Below are 18553 nucleotides of genomic sequence, written 5' to 3' on the forward strand. Positions count from 1 at the left end.
GGCTGATTAGCACCAAAGCGCGCAATAATTATCCTGTTTCGCGCAATCGGGTCCGCCGCAGCGCCGTGGGCGTGAGGCCAAAGTGCTGTTTGAACTTCTCGGTAAAGCGCGACTGCGAGTGGTAGCCGCACTGCTCGGCAATCTGCCCAATGGGCGCAAAGCCAGTTTGCAGCAGGTGCAGCGCACGGCTGAGTTTGGCGCTGTCTTTGAGGGTTTGCAGGTTGGTGCCTTCGGCGCTCAAACGCCGCCGTAAGGTGGCTTCGCTCATCGCCAGCTGCGCTGCCAGCGTGGCGGCATCCGGCGTTTGCCTAGGCTCGGCGCCGAGCACGGCATAAACCCGCTGGCTTAGGCTGGGCGGCAGGCACAGTTGGCTGACCGCCGGGTAACCACTGACAGCCAATAGCTGCAGTAACTCTTGGCGCCGCAGCGGCCACAACGCCGCCGGGGCACACGCCGACCACTGCACAAATTGCAGCAGCGCGGTGTGCAGCAAAGGCTCTACCGTGCCATGCACATAACGCGGTGCCGGGCTGCTCTGGCTAGGCACACTGGGCAACGCCCCGCTGGGGTGGTTGGCCGTTAGCGGGGCGAAATCGGCGTACTCGAACTCAATCAACAAGGCCAAGTAATCCCCCGCCTCTGGCAGGTTACGCACGCTCAGGGTGGCGTTATTGGCCAGCAAGGCAAAGTCCCCGGTGCGGCAGGTCAGCGGTTCGGCATAGCCCAACGCTTTACTGCCGCTAAGCACCACCACCAGCAGCGGCTTGGCAATGGTCACATTGCGCAGATGCTGGGCGTGCACCGCGCTGTACAACGCGAAGGGCAAGGCGCGGTCTTGGCTGGCGAGCGTTTGGCAGGCGTGGATAAGGGTGTGCATGCGGCGGCCTCCTGCCGATTTATCGCTGGGCAGGATAATGCCACCAGCCCAGCGGAGCTACGCCGCCGTGCCGCGCAGTTGGTCGATTTGTTCCAGCAGCCATTGCAGCGCCGGGTCGCGGGCGCGCAGTGCGCTGCTGACTACTTGCAGGTGAAACGGGCCCAAGGCGAAGGGTAGCGGGTATAAGGCCAGCGGCAGTAACTGGGCAAAATGCTCGGCCAAGCTGGTGGGCAAGACGGTGACTAAATCGCTGCCGACCACCAAGTGCGCGGCTTGCAGGTAGTTGGGCGTGGTGTACACCACCTGCCGGCTGAGGCCTTGTTCGCTCAACCATTGATCGACCATGCCGCGCGTTTGCCCGCCGCTAACCCACAGGTGGCGCAAGCGCAAAAACTGCGCTAAATCCGGCGCGCTGCGCAGCTGCGGGTGTTCGCGGGCAGCCACAATGCGCAAAGTTTCGCTGCGCCAAGGGCGGCGGGCAAAGCGGTTCGGCACCTCGAAAAAGCGCCCGATAAGCACATCCAGCTCGCCGCTATCCAGCGCTTCAGCCGGCAGCTGGGGGGTTAAGTGACGCACCCGCACGGCCAGCCCCGGCGCTTGTTCGGCGAGGCGCGCCAGCAGCTCGGGCATTAGCAGCTGCTCCACGTAGTCGGTGACGGCAATCTCGAAACGTTGCTCGGCGCGCGCCGGGTCGAAGTCGCGGCCATCGCTCAGTTGCCAAGCGATTTGCTGCAAGGCTTGGCGCAGCGGCGCCTCCAGCGCTAAGGCGCGTGGGGTGGGTTGCATCTGGCGGCCCACGCGCACCAACAGCGGGTCATCCAGCGTTTCACGCAGGCGATTTAGGGCGTTACTCACCGCCGGTTGGCTGAGCGCCAGCTGCTCGGCCGCACGCGACACATTGCGCTCGCGCAGTAGCACATCGAGCACGCGCAACAGGTTGAGATCGAAGTTCAATATATTCACTGGCTAAATCCAACCTATCACAACTAACAATTTCTCAAATAGTAAGCCCTTGCCTAAGGTGCTGTGCAGGTTTTTCACTCTGCGAGGGCAGGTCATGCACGCAAGCGCAATTCGCCAAACCGCCGTGATCGGCGCGGGCACTATGGGTCGGGGCATTGTTATCAGTTTGGCGAATGCCGGGTTGGAGGTGCTCTGGCTCGACAACAACCCGCAGATGCTCGAACAGGGCCTGCGCAACCTCGAAGACGTCTGGCAGCAGCAAATCAGCAAGGGCCGCCTCACTTGCAGCGAGGCCGCCGAGCGCTTAGCCAATGTGCATCCGGTGGGCGACTACGCGGCGCTGGCCGATGCCGATGTGGTGATCGAGGCGGTGTACGAAAATCTCGCCCTAAAGCAGGAGATCTTCCGCACCTTAGACGCCACCCTACGCCCCGTGGCGCTGCTGGCCAGTAATACCTCGGCGCTGGATATCGACGCCATTGCCGCCGTCACCCAGCGCCCGGCACAGGTGCTGGGCCTGCACTTTTTCAGCCCGGCGCACATCATGAAGCTGCTGGAAATCGTCCGTGGTGCCCACACCAGCGCCGCCACCCTAGAAACCGCGCGCGCCTTGGGCGAGCGCTTGGGCAAGGTGTGCGTGGTGGCCGGTAACTGCGATGGTTTTATCGGCAATCGCATGCTGCACACCTACGTGCGTGAAGCGCGCATGTTGCTGCTCGAAGGCGCGCTGCCCGCGCAGGTAGATGGTGTGCTGCAACAGTTTGGTTTTGCCATGGGCCCGTTCCGCATGTACGACGTGGTCGGCATCGACTTGGAATGGCGCGCCCGCGAACTGGCCGGCAGCGGGCAAGACGCCCCGGCGGTGCAAGTGGATAACCGCCTGTGCGAGCTGGGCCGCCTCGGCCAGAAGAGCGGCCAAGGCTATTACCGCTACGCCCAAGGCAGTCGCGAGGCGCAGCACGACCCCGCCGTCGATGCCCTGGTGGTCGCGGTGAGCGAGCGCTTAGGCATGACCCGCCGTGCGATCAGCGAAGAGGAAATCCGCGAGCGCTGCCTGCTCGCGCTGGTCAACGAAGGGGCGAAGATTCTCGCCGAAGGCATCGCCGCCAATAGCCACGATATCGACTTGGTGTATCTCAACGGCTACGGCTTTCCGGCGGCCAAAGGCGGGCCGATGAGCTGGGCCGACGACCAAGGCCCGGCGCATATCGCCGCCCGCCTGCGCGCCTTGCAAGCGCAGCACGGCGCACATTGGCAACCGGCGCCGCTGATCGAACGCTTAGCTGCCTACGGCAAGCGCTTCAGCGATGTGCAAGGGGGCCAGGTATGAGTTACCAAGCGCCACTGCGGGACATGCGTTTTGTTGTGCACGAGCTGTTCGACGCCAGCGCGCATTGCGCCGCGCTCGGCACGGGACTGGACCGCGAGCTGATCGACGGCGTACTGGAAGAAGCCGCGCACTTCACCGCCCACGAGCTGGCCCCGCTCAACCGTGGCGGCGATGAGCAAGGCTGCCACCTAGACAACGGCCAGGTGACCACCCCGCAGGGCTTTCGCGCCGCGTATCGCCAGTATGTCGAGCACGGCTGGGCGAGCATGACCGGCCCGCAAGACTTTGCCGGGCAGGGCTTTCCCCTGCTGGTAGCCGCCTGCGTGCACGAGATGCTGATGAGCGCCTGTTTGTCGCTGCGGATTTACTCCGGGCTCACCGAAGGCGCCGTGCTGGCGCTGCACAAACACGGCAGCCCCGCACTGCAACGCGACTATCTGGCCAAGCTGGTCAGCGGCCAATGGACCGGCACCATGTGCCTGACCGAAGCCCAAGCCGGCACCGACTTAGCCCTGCTGCGCACCCGCGCCGAGCCGCAGGCCGACGGCAGCTACCGCATCAGCGGCAGCAAAATTTTTATCAGCGGCGGCGAGCACGATCTGGCGGAAAACATCATCCATCTGGTGCTCGCCCGCCTGCCCGACGCCCCAGCGGGGGTCAAAGGCATCTCGCTGTTTTTGGTGCCTAAGTTCATCGCCAATGGCGATGGCAGCTTAGGCGCGCGCAACGCCGTCAGCTGCGGCGCACTGGAACACAAGATGGGCATCAAAGGTGCCGCCACCTGCGTGATGAACTTCGATGGCGCCAGCGGCTATCTGATCGGCAACGCCCACCAAGGCTTGGCCTGCATGTTCACCATGATGAACGACGCGCGTTTTCAAGTCGGCCTGCAAGGTCTGGGGATTGCCGAGGCGGCCTACCAAGGCGCGTTGCGCTATGCCCGCGAGCATTTGCAGTCGCGCGGTTTGGTCGGTGCCGTAGTGCCGGAACAGGCGGCCGACCCGATCATCGTGCACCCGGATGTGCGGCGCATGCTGCTGACCCAGAAGACCTTGGTCGAAGGCGCGCGCATGCTCGCTGCCTACACGGCGCTACAGCTGGATAACGAACAACAGCAACACGACAGCGCGGCGGCCCGCCGGGCGGCGCTGCTGATCCCTATCCTCAAGGGCTTTGTCACCGACCTTGGCCAAGAAGTCGCCAGCCTCGGCGTGCAGGTGTACGGCGGGCACGGCTATATCCGCGAATGGGGCATGGAACAACTAATGCGCGACAGCCGCATCACCCAACTGTACGAGGGCACCAACGGTATTCAGGCGCTCGACCTGATCCGCCGCAAAGTGCTCGGCGACGGCGGTGCCGAACTCAACGCACTGCTCGATGAATGCGCCGCGCAGGCCGAGCGCGCCGCGCAGCATCCGGCACTGGCCGCCTTGGCCGCGCCGGTGCAACAGCGCTTGGCCGAGTGGCGGGCGCTGAGCGCCGAGGTGCTGCAACGCTGCCACGCCGATGTGCAGGAGATCGGCGCGGTGTCGGTGGATTTCCTCCACTACAGCGCCTATGTGCTACTCGCCAGCCTGTGGCTGCGCGCCGCCGAATGTGCCCAGCAAGCACTGGATAACGCCAGCGACGAGCATGCGTTTTACCAAGCCAAGCTGCACAGCACGGCGTTTTACCTAAAGCGCATCCTGCCGCGTGCCAGCGCGCACCGCGAAGCCTTGCTGGGCGGCGCCGCCTGTTTGCTGGCGCTGGATGCCGAGCACTTTGCCTTTTAACCCCCGCACGAGAGCCGACTATGCAAGCCTTTAGCTTTGCCACCACCGCGCAAATTCTCTGTGAGCCGGGCGCGGCCAGCCGTTTGGGCGAGTTATGCCGCGAGCGCGGCGCGCAGCGGGTGTTGCTGATCAGCGACCCCGGCATTGTGCGCTGCGGTTTGCTCGACGACTGCTTAGCCAGCTTCAGCAAAGCCGGGCTGCACGTGGCGGTGTTCGATGAAGTGCTCGCCGACCCGCCCGAAGCCATTGTGCTGCGCGCCGCGCAACAAGCCCGTGAACTGGCCGTGGAGCTGGTGGTCGGCTTTGGCGGCGGTAGCTCGCTGGATGTAGCCAAGCTGGTGGCGCTGCTCGCCCACCCCAATCAGCGACAAAGCTTGGCCGAGCTGTACGGGGTGAACCAAGCGCGCGGCCCGCGCTTACCGCTGATTCAGGTGCCGACCACCGCAGGCACCGGCTCGGAAGTCACCCCGATTGCCATCGTCACCACCGGCGAAACCACTAAGCTAGGCGTCGTCTCACCGGTGCTGTTGCCGGATTTGGCGCTGCTGGATGCCGAGCTGACCTTAGGCCTGCCGCCTGCGGTGACCGCCGCCACCGGCATCGACGCCATGGTGCATGCCATCGAGGCTTACACCAGCAAGCTGAAGAAAAACCCGCTGTCGGACTTACTCGCCCGCGAGGCGCTACGCCTGCTCGCGGGCAACTTGGAGCAAGCCGTGCACCACGGCACTCAGCGCGAAGCACGTCAGGCCATGTTGCTCGGCGCTTGCTTGGCCGGACAGGCGTTTGCCAATGCGCCAGTGGCCGCCGTGCATGCCTTGGCCTATCCGCTGGGCGGGCATTGCCACCTGCCGCACGGGCTGGCCAATGCCTTGGTGCTGCCAGAGGTACTGCGCTTTAACGCCCCAGCCGCCGCGCCGCTGTATGCCGAACTGGCGCCGCTGCTACTGGGCGACAACTACCGCGGCAGCGGCACCGGGCAACGCTGCGCCGATGTCATCCACTACTTGGCCGGGCTAAACCGCCGCTGCGGGCTACCCAGCCGACTGAGTGAAGCCGGAGTGGCGCACAGCCTGCTGCCCACCTTAGCGCGCGACGCTTTGCTGCAGCAGCGCCTGCTGGTCAATAACCCGCGCGAGGTGCACGAGGCCGATGCCTTGGCCATCTATCAGGCGGCGTATTGAATCCCTCTGCTTGTATTCCCCTCTCCCTCTGGGAGAGGGCTAGGGTGAGGGCATAACTAGGCTGAGGGCGATGCAGGCAGCTCGGAGCCGCTTGAGATATCCACCCCCGGCCCCTCTCCCAGCGGGAGAGGGGTGGTCAATGGCTGGCAATACAGCCGGCGAATCAAACTATTGCGCCCAACGCCTAGCCTCTAGGCTGCTGGGCAGGTAAGACGAGAAAAAAGCATGAGCCACGCTGAGCACCTGCGCGCCGACTACGCCCACTTCCAGCCAATCACCACGCGCTGGCACGACAACGATATCTACGGCCACGTGAACAACGTTGTCTATTACAGCTACTTCGACAGCGCGGTGAACACCTACCTGATCGAGCACGGCGGGCTGGATATCCACCACGGCAGCGTGGTCGGTTTTGTGGTCAGTTCGGCGTGCGACTACTTCGCCCCAGTGGCCTTCCCCGAGCGCATCGAAGTGGGGCTGCGGGTCGCCAAGTTGGGCAACAGCTCGGTGCACTACGCGCTGGCCATCTTCAAGCACGGCCAAGCGCAGGCCTGCGCCGCCGGGCAGTTTGTCCATGTGTTTGTCGATCGGGCGAGCAACCGCCCAGTGTCTATCCCCCCGGCGCTGCGCGAAGCGCTTAGTCGCCTGCAGCGCACCACCCCGTAAGGAGCTTGCCATGCAAGATGCTGTGATTGTTTCCACCGCCCGCACGCCCATCGCCAAGGCGTTTCGCGGCGCGTTTAACGACCTCAAATCGCCATCCATGGCCGCCATTGCCCTACAAGCGGCGGTCGCGCGCGCCGGCATCGACGCCGCCGAGATCGAAGACGTGATCATGGGCACCGCCATGCAAGGCGGCACCGCCTCCACCAACCTGGCACGCCTGTCGCTGCTGGCTGCGGGCTTGCCGCTGTCGGTGAGCGGGCAGACCATCGACCGCCAGTGCGCCTCGGGGCTGATGGCGATTTCCATCGCCGCCAAGCAGATCATGGTCGATGGCATGCAAGTCACCGTGGGTGCCGGGCAGGAGCAGATCAGCCTGGTGCAGAACACCCACATGAAGTGGACCGCCGCCGAGGCCGATGCCAATGTGGTCAAGATGGCCGAGCATGCGTACATGCCGATGCTGCAAACCGCCGAAATCGTCGCCAAGCGCTACGGCATCAGCCGCGAGGCGCAGGATGAGTACGGCTTACTGTCGCAGCAGCGCACCGCCGCCGCGCAGGCTGCTGGCTTGTTCGAGGGCGAAATCGTCCCGGTCACCGCACGCAAAAAGCTGGTCGACAAGGAAACCGGTGCCGTCAGCTACCAAGACGTCACCCTCAGCCAAGACGAAGGCAATCGCCCGCAAACCGTGCTGACCGACTTGCAGAACCTCAAGCCGGTGATCGACGGTGGCTGCATCACCGCAGGCAACGCCAGTCAGCTGTCCGACGGCGCCAGCGCCAGCGTACTGATGAGCGGCAGCTTGGCCGCGCAGCGCGGTATCCAGCCGCTGGGCCTGTATCGCGGCATTGCCGTGGCTGGCCTAGCTCCCGAAGAAATGGGCATTGGCCCAGTGTTCGCGGTGCCCAAGCTGCTCAAGCAACACGGCCTGACCGTGGACGATATCGGCCTGTGGGAGCTCAACGAAGCCTTCGCCTGCCAAGTGCTGTACAGCGCGCAAAAACTCGGCATCGACCCAGCCAAGCTCAACGTCAACGGCGGCGCCATCGCCATCGGCCATCCCTACGGCATGAGCGGCGCGCGCATGGTTGGCCATGCCCTGCTGGAAGGCAAACGCCGTGGCGTGAAGTACGTGGTGATCACCATGTGCGTCGGCGGCGGCATGGGCGCGGCGGGCCTGTTCGAAGTGCCGTAACCCTTTGCCCGGCGCGGGCTCACCGCGCCGGGTAGCTTGCTAGCTATTCGGCGACAGCCGGACGGTAATCGGCCTGCCAGCGGTTGGCGCGGCGGAAGGTGCCCAAGTCATTGAAGCGCACGCCCATCTCACGCATCACCCGGTGCGCCGTGCGGGCGGTGAGTTGGCGGATATAAAACGGTTCTTTCACCACGAAATGGTGGATCGCATGGGTGCTGCCAAAATTGCAGCAAAACGCCTGCAACGGCCACAACCACCAAGGGTTAAGCACTTGGGTTTGCTGGATCACATTGCCCGGCTCAACGTCGCCGTAGTAGTGCATGTTCGAGCTGACAAAATGCAGGCAGAAGGTGCGCAGCACGTTGGGCCCCACCCACACCACCACAGCGATATCCAGCGCCGGCAACCAAGCCGCCGCGCTGCTGCTCCACAACACCGGCTGACCCCACAGCTGCGCCAGCAGTTGCGCACCGTGGCCGAGCAAAAACGCGTACCACACCCCCCAGTTGAGCAAACCCAGTGGCGCATACACCGCCAGCGTGCGCCCAGCGATATAACGCTTACGCGCCCAACTGGGCGCGCGCAGCAGGCGAATCAAGGCCGCCATCATGTTGTCGCCCACCATCAGCAAGCGCACCCAGCCCCATGGCTCGCCATTGGTGATGGCGCGTTCTTCCAAGTCGGCCTCGCTACCCGAGGTTTTATGGTGATTAAGGTGCAAGCCACGGCGCACCCAGGGGTTAATCGTGCTCGGCCTTGCCAGCCAGACCAGCAACATCATTGCGTTATGCGCCAGCGGCTGCTTACGAAAATACATGCTGTGGATCAGGTCGTGCTCCAACTCGTGAGTCAGCGAGGCAAACCAAGCATTGAGCAGCAGGCAAGCCCACCACGCCAGAACGCCCTCGATATACAACCAAGCGCTGCCGAGCATGCCGAGCAAGGCAAAGGTCAAAATCAGCGCGCCGAGCAGGTTCTGTCGCTGCAACAGCGGATAACGCGCACGCAGCGCTTGGCCTTCGGCGAGCACCACCGAGCGGATATGTTCGGCGCGCGCCGCCGCCGACAGCGCGCTTGTATTTTGTTGCGACATCAAGACATCCTCTTGGCTCGGCTGGCCCGCTTGGGCACAGCGCGGTGGTCTGACAGCTTCACTCACCCTCACTGTGCGCGGTTTACCGTGCACCTGCCTGTCAGCACACGCCAAGCTGTTGTTCGAGGACGCCAACCATGCGCGAACCCACCACATTAAGTAGCTGGACCGGCGCTCTGTGCCGCCAGCTCGATAGCCTCGGGCTAGATAGCCAAGCCCTGTGCCGCGCCGCCGGAGTGCAACTGCCCAGCGCCGCACAAGCGCCCTGTCGCCTGCCGCTGTCGGCCACCAGCCGGCTCTGGACGCTCGCCGTGCAGCACAGCGGCAACCCCGCATTAGGGCTGGATACCTCACGGTTTGTCTGGCCCACCACCTTTCATGCGCTGGGCTTGGCGATTGTCGCCAGCGACAACCTGCTGCACGTGTTCCAGCGCATCACCCGCTATTACCAAGTGGTGACCGATGCCTTGGCGCCCACCCTGCAAGCCGAGGGCGACAGCTATCTGCTCAGCCTGCGCCAGCCGAGCGACAGCGCCGCCCCACACCCGGCGGCGGTGGATGCCTTTCTGGCCATTTACGTGCGCACCTGCCGCCAACGTTTAGGCCGCGACTACGCCCCGCAAGCGGTGCTGCTGCGGCGCCCAGCCCCCAGCGACCCAAGCCCGTGGCACAACACCTTTCGCGCACCGGTGCAGTTTGCCGCTGCTATCGACGGCCTGCGTTTCGCCCGCGCCGACTTACTGCGCCCGCTGGCCGACGGCCACCCGCAACTGGCCGCCCACAACGAAGCGCTACTGGAGCGCGAACTGGCGCTGCTGCAACGCCCGTGGAGCCAACGTGTCGAAGCGCAAATCAGCCAGCATTTAGCCGCCGGCGAACCCAGCGCCGAGCGCATTGCCGAACGCCTGTGCGTGAGCCTGCGCAGCCTGCAGCGCCATTTACACGACGAGCAGCGCAGCTTCGAGCAACTGCTGGCCGGCATCCGCCAGCGCTTAGCCTGCGAGCACTTGGTCGACCCGCGTTTGTCGATCGGCGAGGTGGCCTATCTGCTCGGTTTTGCCGACAGCAGCAGCTTTAGCCGCGCGTTTCGCCGTTGGCTGGGTTGTAGCCCCAGCCAATGGCGCGCCCGCCACGGCAGCTAACGTTCACGATATCGAACGCCGAGCAAATACCACGCGAAACGCCAAACCGCGCCGCCAGCGCAGCAAACACGGCTCATGCTTTCGATCTATTTTGTTGTTTTTGTTGAACAGACTATTGCCGAACGCAGCGGCTACGCCTACGATTTGTTTGACTTTTTGAACACTAGCGTTGTTCATCTTGAGCAACCGTCAGGAGATGACCGATGGAATTGCAAGACGCCAGCCTGTTCCGCCAGCAGGCCTATGTCGATGGCCACTGGTGCGAGGCCGATCACGGCGCGCGCTATGAAATCCGTAATCCCGCCAACGGCGAGCTGCTCGGCAGCGTGCCGAACATGGGCGCCGCGGAAACCCGCCGCGCTATCGAAGCGGCCGCCGCCGCGCAAAAAGACTGGCGTGCACGCACCGCCAAAGAGCGTGCCAAGCTGCTGCACAAGTGGTTTGAGCTGCTGATGCTGCATCAAGAAGACCTCGCCCGCATCATGACCTGCGAGCAAGGCAAACCACTGGCCGAAGCGCGTGGCGAAATCGCTTACGCCGCCTCGTTTATTGAGTGGTTCGCCGAAGAAGCCAAGCGCGTGTACGGCGAGACCATTCCTGGCCATCAGCCGGACAAGCGCATCATCGTGCAGCGCGAGCCAATTGGCGTGGCGGCAGCCATCACTCCGTGGAACTTTCCCTCGGCGATGATCACCCGCAAAGCCGCGCCAGCACTGGCGGCCGGTTGCGCCATGGTGCTCAAGCCTGCACCGCAAACGCCGTTCTCGGCCCTCGCCTTGGCCGAGCTGGCCGAGCGTGCCGGCCTGCCGCACGGCTTATTCAGCGTGATCACCGCCGATGTGGATGCCTCACGGGCCGTCGGCGGCGAGCTGTGCAGCAACCCGATCGTGCGTAAGTTGTCGTTCACCGGCTCCACCGCCGTGGGCGTCAAGCTGATGGAGCAATGCGCGCCGAGCATTAAAAAGCTGTCGCTGGAACTGGGCGGTAACGCACCGTTTATTGTGTTTGACGACGCCGATCTGGATGCCGCCGTTGAAGGCGCGATGATCAGCAAATACCGCAACGCCGGGCAAACCTGCGTCTGCGCCAACCGCCTATACGTGCAAGACAGCGTGTACGACGCCTTTGTCGCCAAACTCAGCGCCGCCGTGGCCAAGCTCAAGGTGGGTAATGGCTTGGACGACGGTGTGACCACCGGCCCGCTGATCGACGCCAACGCCGTGGCCAAAGTGCAGCGTCACCTCGACGACGCCGTGAGCAAAGGCGGCAAGGTGATCGCCGGCGGCAAGCCGCACGCTTTAGGCGGCACCTTCTTCGAGCCCACCATTGTCACCGGCGTCACCCGCGAGATGGCCGTGGCCCGCGAAGAAACCTTTGGCCCGCTAGCGCCGATCTTCCGCTTTAGCGACGAAGCCGATGTGATCGCGCAGAGCAACGACACCGAGTTTGGCCTAGCCGCGTACTTTTATGCCCGCGACTTAGGCCGCGTGTTCCGCGTCGCCGAGGCCTTGGAATACGGCATGGTGGGCATCAACACCGGTTTGATTTCCACCGAGTTAGCCCCGTTTGGCGGCATGAAGAGCTCAGGCTTAGGCCGCGAAGGCTCGCGCCACGGCATTGAAGAGTATTTGGAACTGAAATACCTGTGCATGGGCATCTAGGAGGCACTGATTTAATGTCTGCACGGCTCAATCACTGCGTTGTGCGGTGCTCGCAACCTCGCTTACCAAGCGGTATGTCTCGGTTGCTGTGCTCCGTACGCCTTGCGCTTGAACCGTTCGCCAATTAAATCAGCGCCTCCCTAATCGCTGCACTATGCAGTCACCGTTTTGCGCAGCGGCTGTGTCGGCCACTCCGGCCGCTGCGCTGCTTTATTAACTCTGCCGTGCCGCACGGCAAGCTTGAGCATGAGGAACACCATGAGCCAAAACAATGAGCAGCTGATGCAACGGCGCAACGCCGCCGTGCCGCGTGGCGTAGGACAGATTCACCCGATCTTCGTCGATCGCGCCGAGAACGCCACCGTGTGGGACGTTGAAGGCCGCGAATTTATCGACTTCGCCGGCGGCATCGCGGTACTCAATACCGGCCACCTGCACGCCAAAGTGATCGCCGCCGTGGAAGCCCAGCTAAAAAAGGTCACCCACACTTGCTTCCAAGTGCTGGCCTACGAGCCGTATGTGGAACTGTGCGAAAAGATTAACGCCAAGGTGCCCGGCGACTTCGCCAAGAAAACCTTGCTGGTCACCACCGGCGCCGAAGCGGTAGAAAACGCGGTGAAAGTCGCCCGCGCCGCCACCGGCCGCGAAGGCGTGATTGCCTTCACCGGCGGCTACCACGGCCGCACCATGGCCACCTTAGCGCTGACCGGCAAGAAAGTGCCTTATTCGGCCGGCATGGGCTTGATGCCCGGCCCAGTGTTCCGCGCCCAGTACCCCTGCGAGCTGCACGGCGTCAGCGACGACGAGGCCATGGCGAGCATCGCACGCATCTTTAAAAACGATGCCGAACCGTGCGATATCGCCGCGATTATTCTTGAGCCGGTGCAAGGCGAAGGCGGTTTCTATGTGGCCTCGGCAAACTTCTTCAAGCAACTGCGCGCGCTGTGCGACGAGCACGGCATTATGCTGATCGCCGATGAAGTGCAAACCGGCGCAGGCCGCACGGGCACCTTCTTCGCGATGGAACAAATGGGCGTCGCAGCTGACCTGACTACCTTTGCCAAGTCGATTGCTGGTGGTTTTCCGGTGTCCGGCGTGTGCGGCAAGGCCGAGATCATGGACGCTATCGCCCCCGGCGGTTTGGGCGGCACCTATGCCGGCAGCCCGATTGCCTGCGCCGCCGCATTGGCCGTGATGGACGTGTTTGAAGAAGAAAACCTGCTACAGCGCAGCATTGATGTCGGCAACCGCCTGAGTGCCAGCTTCAAAGCCATCCAAGCCCAGCACCCTGCCATTGGCGATGTGCGCGGCTTAGGCGCCATGGTCGCGGTAGAGTTGTTTGAGGGCGGCGATGTGCACAAGCCCGATGCCGCCTTGACCGGCAAAATCGTAGCCCGCGCCCGCGACAAGGGCTTGATCTTGCTGTCGTGCGGCACCTACGGCAACGTGCTGCGTATTCTCGTACCACTGACCGCCAGCGACGAGCTGCTCGACCGCGGCATGGCCATCATCGCCGAGTGCTTTGCCGAACTGGCCTAACGCGCCAAACCCCGTCCCACTCCCGCACCATGACCAGCGCGCGCTGCGCGCTGGTCACCTAGTGGCAACACGCCATGACAGCCCTGCCTTTCTTGACTACGCTAAACAAACCCACTCAGGAAGAGGGGCTTGCAAACCCGATAACTCGCCACCTGATCAGTCAGGTCTCTAGCCCGCCGCCATCATGATGAAGTTCTGCGGGGATAGTCTGTGAGGCCCGCATGCCTAACGATCCTCTTCTTGCTGCGCTGGAAAAGCTCACCGCCCTACGCTCGCTCGATACCGTAGAAGCCGCACTGCTAAAAACCCTTGGGGAGATCTACCCCAGCATCGACAGCCTGTACCTGCTGGCCTGGCACGATAACGAGCTGATTGAATACGGCGCACTGCACCACGGCGAGTTCGCCAGTGACAACGGTGCCAGACTCACGCCTGCGCACCCGCTCTTTGACCTGCAAGCTCAACTGCACCCGAACTGCAGCAAGGCGGGCATGATCGGCGAGTACTTTATCCACCCCTTAAGCAAGGTCGACACACTCACGCCCAGCCATGCCTTGCTCGTGCTGCACACACCGAAAATCTCGCCAGCGGCACGCAAGCTCATCGGCAGTTTGATCCGCATCGTGGAGAACTTTAGCGAACTGTTGCGGGAGAAAAACCGCGACCGCTTAACCGGCCTGCTCAATCGCCATCAACTGGAAGAAGGCATCGACCAACTGCTTAATCGGCAGATGCGCAGCAAAGGCAATACCGAGCAATACTGGCTGGCAATGATGGATATCGACCACTTTAAAGAGGTCAACGACACGTTTGGCCATTTGTTTGGCGACGAAGTATTGCTCACCGTCAGCCAGCTGATGCAAGGCGCTTTTCGTAATCAAGACCGCCTGTACCGCTACGGCGGTGAAGAGTTTGTGGTGCTGCTCAGCGAGGTCGACGAAGACGGGGCGCTTGGCGCGCTGGAGCGCTTTCGCCAAGACGTCGAGCGGTACCGTTTCCCGCAGCTCGGCCAAGTCACCCTCAGCATTGGCTACTGCGCGCTGCATGCCCAAGGCAACGCCGCCACGGCCTTAGGACAAGCTGATCAAGCGCTGTACCGCGCCAAAAACGCGGGGCGTAACCAAGTGGTGCGCTATGAGCCCAACACCACAGCACCACAAGAAGCCCCCAACAGCAGCATCGAGTTGTTTTGAGGTAGCCGTTAACCAGCCTGAAACAACGGCAAACTAAGCAGAAACTGCACCACGCTGGCATTGGCAATATCGATAAAAAACGCGCCCAACAGCGGAATCACTAAAAACGCCTTAGAACTGGGGCCGAATTTGTCGGTGATCGCGTTCATGTTGGCGATACCCACCGGCGTGGCGCCCAACCCCATGCCGATAAAGCCGGCACTGATGCAGGCCGCATCGTAGTCGCGGCCTAAACAGCGGAACACCACCAGCACCGTAAACAACACGATGAGTGCGGCTTGTAGCAACATAATCACCAGCACCACACCTAACGCCCCGCGCAGTTCTAACAACGGCATGCTGATCATCGACAGGCCCAAAAACAGCTGCAAACTCAACGCGCCCATCAAGTTAATCGGCCGGCTATCGAGTTGGACGCCCGTGGCATCCAGTACGTTCGCCAGCACAATCCCCATAAACATGGCGGTGAGAAAGCCGGGTAAGCGCACGTCGTAATTGGCGAGCCAATCGTTAACCTGCGCGCCCACGCCAAAACACAGCGCGACTAGAAACAGCGCGCGCATAAAATCCGGCACGTTAATCAAATAGGTCAGCTGGCCTTGCGCCTCAATGTGCGCCACATCAGCGCTTTGCTCTTGGCTGGTGAGTTGGTAACGCTTGATCAACCAAGCGCCAACCGGCCCGCCCAGTAAGCCGCCGCTGATCAAGCCGGCCGTGGCAAACACCATGCCGAAGGTGGCGGCGTCGTGCAGGCCTAACTCATCAACAAACAGCTGCCCCCAGCTCAGCGCGGTGCCGTGACCGCCGACCAAAGAAATACTGCCGCCAATCAGGCCATACGCCGGATGCGCATCAGACACCCACGCAAACGCGACGCCCACGGTGTTTTGCAGCAATAAAAACACCACCGCCAGCAACAGCATTAAGGCCAACGCCCGCCCACCGACCAACAAGGCCCGCAGCCGAGAAGACAAGCCAATGGTGCTAAAAAACACAATCAACAATAAATCGCGCAGGTCTAAATCAAACGTCACCTGCAAACCCAACACACCTTGCAGCGCACTGACCAGCAAGCTAATCAACAAGCCGCCAGTGACCGCCGCGGGGATGTTATAGCGCTCTAAAAAGCCCACCCGCGCATTCACCGCCATGCCCAGCCACAAGGCAATAATCGCCAAGGCCAAACCCATGGCCCCGCCCAAATTGATCTGCTCTGGCATAGCGCCCCCTGAAAAGCGGTAAAGCCTTTAGCTTAGCGTGAGCTGCCTGAGTGGCCCGGGGTTTCTGCCCATACGTTGATAGAGGGCAAGAAAAAAGGCTGCGGGATTAAACCAGCGCAGCCTTTATTAACTACCTCGCAGAGCTTATTCGGCGAGGAGGATGTCATCCACGTAGGGCGACTGCAGATCGCGCTCGGGAATCTCCCAAATCACCAGCTGCGGCGGGCTGTGGCTGAACTCTTTACCGGAAAAGTAGGCCTTGGCCGCACCGGAGAACTCGCCGCCATCTTTGGCAAAGTTACCAATGCTGGCACCCAGCGCTTGCTCCAGTAAACGCACGAAGTTGGAGTTACGCGGGAACGAGGTGCCAATCAAGGCAATGTTGGGCAGCTGGCTGTCGCCAAACAGGTCATCCAAACTCAGCTCGTCGCTGGCTTGCTCTTGCACGGTAAACGTCGACGCCGCGAGCTGCTCACCCGCAGGGCGCAACGCTACCGGCAACCAATCGAGGCCCGCCAAACGCACTAAGTCGCCATGCCAAAGCTGGGCTTCACCCACGTCACGTTTGAGCTGCTGAGCGGGGGTCGCACTGATGCCCTGCGCGCGGATGCCGGCAGCAATGGCGCTGGCCGCCGCCTCGGCGCCCTGCTCGCTCCAATGGGTGTCGGTGCGCAAAAAGCTCGCGCTACCCAGCGGCGCCATCGCCTGCGCCAAGTTCAGCACGGGAATGTTCTGCGCCGCCAACAAGGCTTGCCACTCATTAACCCGCTCGGCCAATTGCGGCGAGCGTGCTAAGCCGCACAACTGCTCGCTAGCGATACGGCTTTTGTCCGGCACCACAGCGACCAGCAGCTTGATGTTGCGCTTGGCCAGCCAATCGCGCACGGCGGTGACTTTCTGCGCTTTGGCGGCGGCATTAGCCTCTGCTTGGTGATGGATGCGGTTTTCATCGGCCAAGAACAGCCAGCCGTCACAGCCGGGGCGCACCCGCGTGCCGGTGTCGCCAATCGCCAGCCAACTGGCGGCACGTTCTAGATTGGCAGCCTGCTTGGCAAACGGCACGTTGGCCAGCTCATCGGCGATACGGTGGGTATACGCGCCATTAAAGAGTTGCTCGTTAGTCAGCGTCTCAGTCGGCTGCACAGCGACTTTGCCGCTGACTACAGACCAGATCACCGAGGCCAACCCCGCTACGAAGAAGACCAGCATGACCATGCCCGCGAGGGGGCTGAGCTTGGCGGTTAAAGCTTCGGCTGCTGAATTGTGGGTATCAGTCATCGCTTCTGGCCTTAAAACTGGAAGTACAAGAAGGGCACGGTTTCACGGCTGGCGATCAAGGCGAACGACAGCAAGAAACCCAGCACCGGCCACACAGAGCCCAGCACAACGAACAGCGCATTGTGCCCGTAGCGAGTCTCGACACGCTGCTGATAGATCGGCGCAATCACGCAGAACACGCCCAGCAAGGCAGCAATAGCATGGGTTGGGCGCAGCGTCGCCGCTAGAGCATCGCCCAGCGCAAAGGCATTCAGACCAAACTGCCCCGCGTACATGGTCATCGCCGTGGCAAAGTCCGGCGCGCGGAACAGCGTCCAGGCCAGCGCGACAAACAGCAGCGTCAGCACGTGCGACAACGCCGTGGGAATGCGCAACCATCCGGCGTTGCCCCAGATACGCGCCACGCACAGCGCTACACCGTGTGCCGTGCCCCAGAGCAGGAAGTTCCAGCTGTCGCCACCGTGCCACAGGCCGGCAATCGCCATGGTCAGCAGCAGGTTACGGTAGATCATCCATTTGCTGCCGCGATTACCGCCGAAGGGGATGTACAAGTAATCGCGAATCCAGCTGGACAGCGACAAGTGCCAGCGGCGCCAGAAGTCTTGAATGCTGTTGGCCAGATAAGGCCGATTGAAGTTCTCCGGAAAGTGGAAGCCCAGCATCAAGCCAATCCCGATGGCCATGGCGCTGTAGCCGGCGAAATCGAAGAACAGCTGCAGTGAGTACGCCAGACAACCGATCCAAGCATCGACAAAACTGGGTTCGGGCAACGCGAACGCCGCATCGACCAACGGCGCCAGACTATCGGCCACCAGCACCTTCATGCTCATACCAATCATGAAACGCCGAGCGCCTAGGCTGAAATTGCCCCAGCTTAAGCCCCGATGCGACAGCTCCTCACTCACCCAGCTGTAACGAATGATCGGCCCCGCGATGGACTGGCCAAACATCAGCAGGTAAGTGGCATAGTCGACGAAGCTGCGCTCGACCTTGACGGTACGCCGATAGACATCGACCAAGTAGGAAATCGCCTGCAGGACGATGAACGACAAGCCCGCCGGCAAGGCCACCTTCTGCCACTCCAGCGGCATGGCGCCCTGCGACATCAACGCCTCATTGAGGGTCGCGGCCAAGATGTTGGCGTACTTGTACCAACACAAGACCAGTACGTTGAGCACGATCATAGCCGTCAACCAGCGCACCCGGCTCTTGGAGCCATCAGGCGCTCGGTCGATCAGCAGACCACCCACCCAGGTGATCGCGGTCAGCACCGTATGCAGCAGCATAAACATCGGGCTGAGCCAGCCAAAAAACACCCAGCTGCCGATCAGCAATACGCCATTGCGCCAAGAGGTCGGCGAAAGCACGTAAATCAGCAGAACCAGCGGTAGAAAGAGCGTTAAAAACTCGAGGGAGGTGAAGACCATGTCGTCGGCA

General features: G+C 62.4%; 15 protein-coding genes. 9 read left to right on the forward strand and 6 right to left on the reverse strand.

All coding sequences use genetic code 11. The annotated features are described in order from the left end of the window. Positions 1-28 precede the first annotated feature (28 nt). Complete coding sequence (locus MKI83_RS08485) at positions 29-877, reverse strand: helix-turn-helix transcriptional regulator (RefSeq protein ID WP_241584900.1); 849 nt, start codon at positions 875-877, stop codon at positions 29-31. A gap of 57 nt (positions 878-934) precedes the next feature. Further along, on the reverse strand, positions 935-1840 hold the full coding sequence (locus tag MKI83_RS08490) for a LysR family transcriptional regulator (protein WP_241584901.1): 906 nt from the start codon (positions 1838-1840) through the stop codon (positions 935-937). A 94-nt stretch (positions 1841-1934) separates the two neighbouring features. On the opposite strand from MKI83_RS08490, the gene MKI83_RS08495 reads away from it, so the two are divergent. The 5 genes from MKI83_RS08495 (at position 1935) to MKI83_RS08515 (ending at position 7990) form a co-directional block, all read left to right on the forward strand. After that, complete coding sequence (locus MKI83_RS08495) at positions 1935-3170, forward strand: 3-hydroxyacyl-CoA dehydrogenase (protein WP_241584902.1); 1236 nt, start codon at positions 1935-1937, stop codon at positions 3168-3170. Continuing rightward, entirely contained in the window at positions 3167-4945 is a 1779-nt protein-coding gene (locus tag MKI83_RS08500; RefSeq protein WP_241584903.1) for an acyl-CoA dehydrogenase C-terminal domain-containing protein, read from the forward strand. The genes MKI83_RS08495 and MKI83_RS08500 overlap by 4 nt, the downstream gene beginning before the upstream one ends. Before the next feature lie 20 nt (positions 4946-4965). Continuing rightward, complete coding sequence (locus MKI83_RS08505) at positions 4966-6129, forward strand: iron-containing alcohol dehydrogenase (protein WP_241584904.1); 1164 nt, start codon at positions 4966-4968, stop codon at positions 6127-6129. Between the two features lie 225 nt (positions 6130-6354). Then, positions 6355-6795, forward strand: coding sequence for an acyl-CoA thioesterase (locus MKI83_RS08510; protein ID WP_074864143.1), 441 nt, complete (start codon positions 6355-6357; stop codon positions 6793-6795). Between the two features lie 10 nt (positions 6796-6805). Beyond that, on the forward strand, positions 6806-7990 hold the full coding sequence (locus MKI83_RS08515; protein ID WP_241584905.1) for an acetyl-CoA C-acyltransferase: 1185 nt from the start codon (positions 6806-6808) through the stop codon (positions 7988-7990). 43 nt (positions 7991-8033) lie between these two features. On the opposite strand, the gene MKI83_RS08520 is transcribed toward MKI83_RS08515, so the two are convergent. Continuing rightward, positions 8034-9083, reverse strand: a complete 1050-nt coding sequence (locus MKI83_RS08520) for a fatty acid desaturase (RefSeq protein ID WP_241584906.1) — start codon at positions 9081-9083, stop codon at positions 8034-8036. A 137-nt stretch (positions 9084-9220) separates the two neighbouring features. On the opposite strand from MKI83_RS08520, the gene MKI83_RS08525 reads away from it, so the two are divergent. From MKI83_RS08525 to MKI83_RS08540, 4 genes are all read left to right on the forward strand, one after another. Then, positions 9221-10225 (forward strand): AraC family transcriptional regulator, encoded by a 1005-nt coding sequence (locus tag MKI83_RS08525; RefSeq protein WP_241584907.1) that lies wholly within the window; start codon positions 9221-9223, stop codon positions 10223-10225. Positions 10226-10428: 203 nt separating this feature from the next. Next, positions 10429-11886 (forward strand): NADP-dependent succinate-semialdehyde dehydrogenase, encoded by a 1458-nt coding sequence (gene gabD, locus MKI83_RS08530; RefSeq protein ID WP_241584910.1) that lies wholly within the window; start codon positions 10429-10431, stop codon positions 11884-11886. Positions 11887-12144: 258 nt separating this feature from the next. Next, positions 12145-13425 (forward strand): 4-aminobutyrate--2-oxoglutarate transaminase, encoded by a 1281-nt coding sequence (gene gabT, locus MKI83_RS08535; RefSeq protein WP_241584912.1) that lies wholly within the window; start codon positions 12145-12147, stop codon positions 13423-13425. A 221-nt stretch (positions 13426-13646) separates the two neighbouring features. Continuing rightward, positions 13647-14618 carry a GGDEF domain-containing protein gene (locus MKI83_RS08540; protein WP_241584914.1) on the forward strand — a complete coding sequence of 324 codons (972 nt, stop codon included), beginning with the start codon at positions 13647-13649 and terminating at the stop codon, positions 14616-14618. A gap of 8 nt (positions 14619-14626) precedes the next feature. Here the strand turns inward: MKI83_RS08540 and gltS are convergent, their stop codons facing one another. From gltS to MKI83_RS08555, 3 genes are all read right to left on the reverse strand, one after another. Then, positions 14627-15838, reverse strand: a complete 1212-nt coding sequence (gene gltS, locus MKI83_RS08545) for a sodium/glutamate symporter (protein ID WP_241584916.1) — start codon at positions 15836-15838, stop codon at positions 14627-14629. Positions 15839-15982: 144 nt separating this feature from the next. Beyond that, positions 15983-17116: an alginate O-acetyltransferase AlgX-related protein gene (locus tag MKI83_RS08550; RefSeq protein WP_241584917.1), complete on the reverse strand. Its 1134-nt coding sequence runs from the start codon at positions 17114-17116 to the stop codon at positions 15983-15985. Positions 17117-17127: 11 nt separating this feature from the next. After that, positions 17128-18543 carry an MBOAT family O-acyltransferase gene (locus MKI83_RS08555; protein WP_241584918.1) on the reverse strand — a complete coding sequence of 472 codons (1416 nt, stop codon included), beginning with the start codon at positions 18541-18543 and terminating at the stop codon, positions 17128-17130. Between the last annotated feature and the right edge of the window lie 10 nt (positions 18544-18553).

The sequence above is a fragment of the Atopomonas sediminilitoris genome (genome assembly GCF_022601735.1).
Classification (GTDB): Bacteria; Pseudomonadota; Gammaproteobacteria; order Pseudomonadales; family Pseudomonadaceae; genus Atopomonas; species Atopomonas sediminilitoris.

Excerpts from the sequence above, each read along its gene's own strand:
- MKI83_RS08485 (WP_241584900.1), bottom strand. The coding sequence starts at position 877 with ATGCACACCCTTATCCACGCCTGCCAAACGCTCGCCAGCCAAGACCGC.
- MKI83_RS08495 (WP_241584902.1), top strand. The coding sequence starts at position 1,935 with ATGCACGCAAGCGCAATTCGCCAAACCGCCGTGATCGGCGCGGGCACT.
- MKI83_RS08500 (WP_241584903.1), top strand. The coding sequence starts at position 3,167 with ATGAGTTACCAAGCGCCACTGCGGGACATGCGTTTTGTTGTGCACGAG.
- MKI83_RS08505 (WP_241584904.1), top strand. The coding sequence starts at position 4,966 with ATGCAAGCCTTTAGCTTTGCCACCACCGCGCAAATTCTCTGTGAGCCG.
- MKI83_RS08510 (WP_074864143.1), top strand. The coding sequence starts at position 6,355 with ATGAGCCACGCTGAGCACCTGCGCGCCGACTACGCCCACTTCCAGCCA.
- MKI83_RS08515 (WP_241584905.1), top strand. The coding sequence starts at position 6,806 with ATGCAAGATGCTGTGATTGTTTCCACCGCCCGCACGCCCATCGCCAAG.
- MKI83_RS08520 (WP_241584906.1), bottom strand. The coding sequence starts at position 9,083 with ATGTCGCAACAAAATACAAGCGCGCTGTCGGCGGCGGCGCGCGCCGAA.
- MKI83_RS08525 (WP_241584907.1), top strand. The coding sequence starts at position 9,221 with ATGCGCGAACCCACCACATTAAGTAGCTGGACCGGCGCTCTGTGCCGC.
- gabD (WP_241584910.1), top strand. The coding sequence starts at position 10,429 with ATGGAATTGCAAGACGCCAGCCTGTTCCGCCAGCAGGCCTATGTCGAT.
- gabT (WP_241584912.1), top strand. The coding sequence starts at position 12,145 with ATGAGCCAAAACAATGAGCAGCTGATGCAACGGCGCAACGCCGCCGTG.
- MKI83_RS08540 (WP_241584914.1), top strand. The coding sequence starts at position 13,647 with ATGCCTAACGATCCTCTTCTTGCTGCGCTGGAAAAGCTCACCGCCCTA.
- gltS (WP_241584916.1), bottom strand. The coding sequence starts at position 15,838 with ATGCCAGAGCAGATCAATTTGGGCGGGGCCATGGGTTTGGCCTTGGCG.
- MKI83_RS08550 (WP_241584917.1), bottom strand. The coding sequence starts at position 17,116 with ATGACTGATACCCACAATTCAGCAGCCGAAGCTTTAACCGCCAAGCTC.
- MKI83_RS08555 (WP_241584918.1), bottom strand. The coding sequence starts at position 18,543 with ATGGTCTTCACCTCCCTCGAGTTTTTAACGCTCTTTCTACCGCTGGTT.